Annotated in this window: 6 protein-coding genes; 2 read left to right on the top strand and 4 right to left on the bottom strand. The window is 42.2% G+C overall.

Features of this window, described 5'->3' with window-relative positions:
• Nucleotides 1–94: 94 nt before the first annotated feature.
• Entirely contained in the window at nucleotides 95–1,075 is a 981-nt protein-coding gene (locus tag JMY06_RS11570) for a MobA/MobL family protein (RefSeq protein ID WP_201618396.1), read from the bottom strand.
• A 138-nt stretch (nucleotides 1,076–1,213) separates the two neighbouring features.
• Between JMY06_RS11570 and JMY06_RS11565 the strand changes: the two genes are divergently transcribed.
• Nucleotides 1,214–1,543, top strand: a complete 330-nt coding sequence (locus JMY06_RS11565) for a hypothetical protein (RefSeq protein ID WP_201618395.1) — start codon at nucleotides 1,214–1,216, stop codon at nucleotides 1,541–1,543.
• On the opposite strand, the gene JMY06_RS11560 is transcribed toward JMY06_RS11565, so the two are convergent.
• Entirely contained in the window at nucleotides 1,535–1,714 is a 180-nt protein-coding gene (locus JMY06_RS11560; RefSeq protein WP_201618394.1) for a ribbon-helix-helix domain-containing protein, read from the bottom strand. The genes JMY06_RS11565 and JMY06_RS11560 overlap by 9 nt on opposite strands.
• A 93-nt stretch (nucleotides 1,715–1,807) precedes the next feature.
• Here JMY06_RS11560 and JMY06_RS11555 point away from each other — a divergent pair, with 93 nt between their 5' ends.
• Complete coding sequence (locus JMY06_RS11555) at nucleotides 1,808–2,266, top strand: DMT family transporter (protein ID WP_201618393.1); 459 nt, start codon at nucleotides 1,808–1,810, stop codon at nucleotides 2,264–2,266.
• Between the two features lie 351 nt (nucleotides 2,267–2,617).
• On the opposite strand, the gene JMY06_RS11550 is transcribed toward JMY06_RS11555, so the two are convergent.
• Together JMY06_RS11550 and JMY06_RS11545 are read right to left on the bottom strand one after the other, a co-directional pair.
• Nucleotides 2,618–3,589: a replication initiation protein gene (locus JMY06_RS11550; protein ID WP_201618392.1), complete on the bottom strand. Its 972-nt coding sequence runs from the start codon at nucleotides 3,587–3,589 to the stop codon at nucleotides 2,618–2,620.
• Between the two features lie 350 nt (nucleotides 3,590–3,939).
• Nucleotides 3,940–4,470: hypothetical protein (locus JMY06_RS11545; protein ID WP_201618391.1), on the bottom strand; the 531-nt coding region annotated here is incomplete at its 5' end.

Genomic DNA, 4,470 nt, shown 5'->3' with positions numbered 1-4,470 from the left:
TTGTTGATAATGTCTATGGTTTGGTCAATATTCTTTTGCTGTTCTTCTGCGTGTGCCATCAATGCAAATAAGTGCTGTTTTGTGCTGTCATCGCTCATGGTTCAATGCCTCTGTCATGCTGCTTTCCGTGGGTTTTTTCGAGTTCCTGAATTTCTAATTTTTGTTGCTGCTGCGCTTGTTTAAATAACTCATATTCTGCTTTGAAGTCCTGCATCCCTTTGGCTTGCTCTTTGACGTTCTCTATCTCTGTCTTAGCCTCTGTAAGGGCTGCAAACTCTATCTGTAAGTCACGCAACTGCTGATTATCCGCTGTAATCTCTCGGTTTAAATCGCCTTTATCGGTAGCAATACCCCTACGCTCCATTGCTGATGCTTTCCAACCAATCTTAATCGTTGGTTTCTGTTCTATCCCTTGCTGCTTTAGGGTTCGATGGTCGATACGTTCATCAATACCTAGCTTTTCTAACTGCATATTTACGATGTTTTCCCACTCTTTGCGTAGCTCTTTGATTTCAGTAGTTGAGGAACTTAGCCCCAACGCTTTGCGCTTGGTATTGGATAGCTCAATGGCTGCCTTATCGCCCAGCTCAATACCTTTGTCTGTACGGCTAAACTCTCTTGTCGTGGTCATAATATGAGCATGATAATTGCGGTTATCGCCCTGCTTATCAGGCGTATGAATAGCCACATCAACGGCTACGTTATATCGCTCTGCTAAGGCTTTAGCGAACCTGACCGCTACCCTTGCACCCTCGTTTTGTTTGAAGTCTTTACGCTTGTCTTTATCTTCGGGTATCAACTCGTGAGGTATTGCTAAAACCCACTCCCTAGCGGTACGCCCATCTTTACGATTTTCGGCAAGCTCCGCTTTATTCCATAACTCGCTGCGGTCAATTTTCTTCAAGTTTTTATCGAAAGAAAACGCCATTTCCACACCGCCACGCTTGCTGTAGTCGTGTGTTTTACCTGAGCGTTTATCTTCAATTTTCACCCCTGCACGATACGCAGCCGATGCAGTTGCACTTCTGCCACTGGTACGGCTAATCGGTTTTGTGGTCGCATAGTAAATTGCCATTTTCAAAATCTCGCTAGTAAGGTCTTTAAGGTTTTGGCTTTTGCTCCGCAGGACGTATTTAGGATTTGAAAATCTATGCAGCAACGTGAAATAGATTTCTCAAGTCGTAAATGCGCACTTCCCTAAAAAGACAGGCAAGTGAAAAGACAAAACTACAATGATATACTAGCACAAACAATTTCAACTACGGATAATACTATGCTGACGATAGAACAAAAACTGGCAAGAAACGAAGCCGAAAGAAAACGATTGATGACTAAAAAAAATTCATTAGAAACTGGTCAAAAAGTAATTATTGGCGGTATGTTTTTATCTCTTGCCAAAACTAACACTGGTATCGCTAAATTTATACTTGAGAACGCTAGCACTCACATTACTCGTCCAGCTGATATAAAACGGATCGAACCCCTGCTCGAAGAATTAAGACAAGCTATGGTCAGTGATACTAGCGAAAATAACTCACTCTAAATCTAACTTGCCTTGACCGTTTTTCTTGACGTAAGCCAACATATAATCTCTAACCAGTTGGCTTGCGGTGCGGTTGTTGTCTTTGGCTATTTTCTTGAACGCCTCAACCAATTCTTTATCAGCTCTGCAAGTGAACGTACTGTCACTTCTGTCTGGTAGATTATTTGCCATAGTAAGAACTCAAGTTATTAATGTAGCTCATTATACTAACGTTGTTAGTGCATTGCAATAAATCATAGACTCTAATTAAAGAGGTCAAATTTAATGAAAATACTTCCCTATGTTTTGATTAGTTTATTAGGAGGTGCAATTGTTCCGTTACAACTGGCTATTGTAAATTCCTTTCGGGAAAGTACTCAGGCTTCTCAAATACAATCTACGTTTTATTTATACTTAGGTGGGGCGGTCGCTTCTTTGTTGCTGTCCTATCTTATCAGCGGCGGAATCAAGCCTCCACTCATTGAAAACGCTACTTGGTGGATGTGGTTGCCAGGCTTCTTAGGAAGCTTTTATATCCTGTTTATGTTCATTGCCGCCCCTAAAATAGGCGCAGGTAATACGCTACTTTGGGTTTTTCTTGGACAAATGTACTTCGCCATCATTCTAAACCGAACAGGATTATTTGGTTTAGAGGTTAAAGTCATAGATATATACAAGATATCTGGACTAGCTTTAGTCACAATTGGCGGTATGTTGATGATATATGGCGAAACTAAAAGTTGATTCAATAAATCAGGTAGAACGCCACCTCATCAGAATACGTTCTAAGGGCTGTAAGATGTTAAAGTGGTAGTAAGGTAGCAGAGGCATCCTAAAAGCAGCAGCAAGGGGCATAATTCAGCCAATAAGGGGACATTCTAGGCTAGGTTTGTGAGGATAGAAACGAAACTGTAGAACATTAGGCTTGTCGGCAGAGTCACGGCAATCGACTGCGGCCGATTGAAGAAACTAATTAATTTTTGACAATTTTGGGGACGAGCAGGAAAGCATGAAAATGATTAGCTAAGCTTAACAGCGACCATCAAAAACCCCCTACGGGCTATTACCTGATTGGCTTGCACTTTCACCCCCTAACTAAGCTAGCCAGTTAATCGCTGTACGCTTTGATATACATAGCTTTGAAGCTATTTCATTGTAGCTTGCACCCTGTTTTCTCATTTCACACGCTATTACACGCTTTTCAGCATACTTTTCTGACCTTGCCTTGCCCCCATTTGACGAATTACTGGCTTTACCACCAATACGCCCATCTTCGCGTTGTTTCTCTTTAAATTTAGCGCTGTAAGCTCCAAACTGTGGGGACTTGCAGAATTTAGTTATGCTTTTGACGATGTGTTTTAGTTCGTTATGAAGTAGCGGTATATCAAAGCGTTGGTTAAACTCCTCCGCAATAGCAGTTAAAACACGCTCTAACCCACTGTAATTAAGGTCTTGGGCTATCGGATAGGCTTGGTGTCTAACATGATTAAACACGTTCACATTGCGCCCATAACCTTCGTCATTGGCTGGTTCTGCTTGTTGATATGGTTTTAAATCTAAATAATCGGCAAGCTCGGCTAGGGTATAAGAAGGCTTAGCCCCTGTTATATATACCTCATGCGAGTTGTGGCAAGGGTTTTTTACAAGGTTGCCACTATAGCCTTTGTCTGCCCCTAGTGCTAGTCGTAGCGCCTTTTGCACACTGGCTAGGTACTCTACTGGCTTAGTGCTTGCTTTACGCCACTTATCCACTGGTTTTGTTAGCCTGTAGGCGTAGTGAGCGTGTCCGTTTTCGGGGTTTTTGATGATAACTTGCGGTGGTGGTAAGTCGTTATCATGGAAGGCAAATAGGGCTTGTGGATCGTCAATGTCAAAGACAAGCCACTTGATAATTTCGGGGTGATTGGGTTGTATGTAGGCGTGTTTTATGGCGTGTGACTTGGTGCGAATGTGGCTAAAACCCTTATCATTAGTACAATACGGCTTAGTCGCTAAGTCTGTGTAGAATTGGGCTAGAGTGCTGACGCTCTGCCAGTCGGTCGGGTCTATTTGTTTGATTGCGTACACTATAAAATTTCAGTTTTGCATCAGGTAGTAGTATGGGTTACTTAAAAATTACTTAAACCTACCGCACCAAATACAAAAAAGCCTTGTCTTAGAGTGTGCAAACAACTAAAATACACGGTATCGATACGTGGTTTTTAGTGGTCGCACACTATGAATTACATTAAGCCCTGACAGCTTCCAACTGTTGGGGCTTACTCGTTTCTGTAGTTTACTCTTTTATTTATCTCTCTGTAAAGCCCGATAAATCAAGGGATGAAGTAGGTACTACCTTTCTTTGTTTTCAAGGTCGAGCGGTGTTCGTGGGCATCAGTTCGCACACGGATCAGCGCTGACCCAACAACCAAAGGGCGTTAGTTTTTTAAATCTAAAACACAATAATCATTAAATGTGCCGTTTCTACAGGTTTTGGTCATTATCCTAACGCATAGCTCCCCATCACATTTTTTCAAATCCAAAGCACCGCCTGCGTTGTTCAACATCTCAACGGTTGTTGTACGTTCTGCAATATCGTCAAGGCTCGGAATGAATAGGCTTGCACCTAGTATCACTAACACGCAAGTTCCTAAAATAGCCCCTACCGTTATAAATGCGTGTTTCCAACTAAGCGACTTTGACTCTTCTTTGATTGCGTCAGCTGCACCTATCGCACTGTTTGATGCTTTCCTAAGGTCTTGCGCTGCTTTGGTCGCATGATTATTTAAATCGCCCTCTATGGATGTTCTAGCGCCGTTGAGAGAGTCCGTAAACAACTGCTGAGCGAGGTTTGGTAGTTGTTTATGCAAGCTCTCTATCTGGGCTTGTTGTTTGTTGATAATGTCTATGGTTTGGTCAATATTCTTTTGCTGTTCTTCTGCGTGTGCCATCAATGCAAATAAGTGCTG

The organism is Psychrobacter urativorans, assembly GCF_904846675.1.
GTDB lineage: Bacteria > Pseudomonadota > Gammaproteobacteria > Pseudomonadales > Moraxellaceae > Psychrobacter > Psychrobacter urativorans_B.
This window is presented reverse-complemented; position numbering and strand designations above follow the sequence as displayed.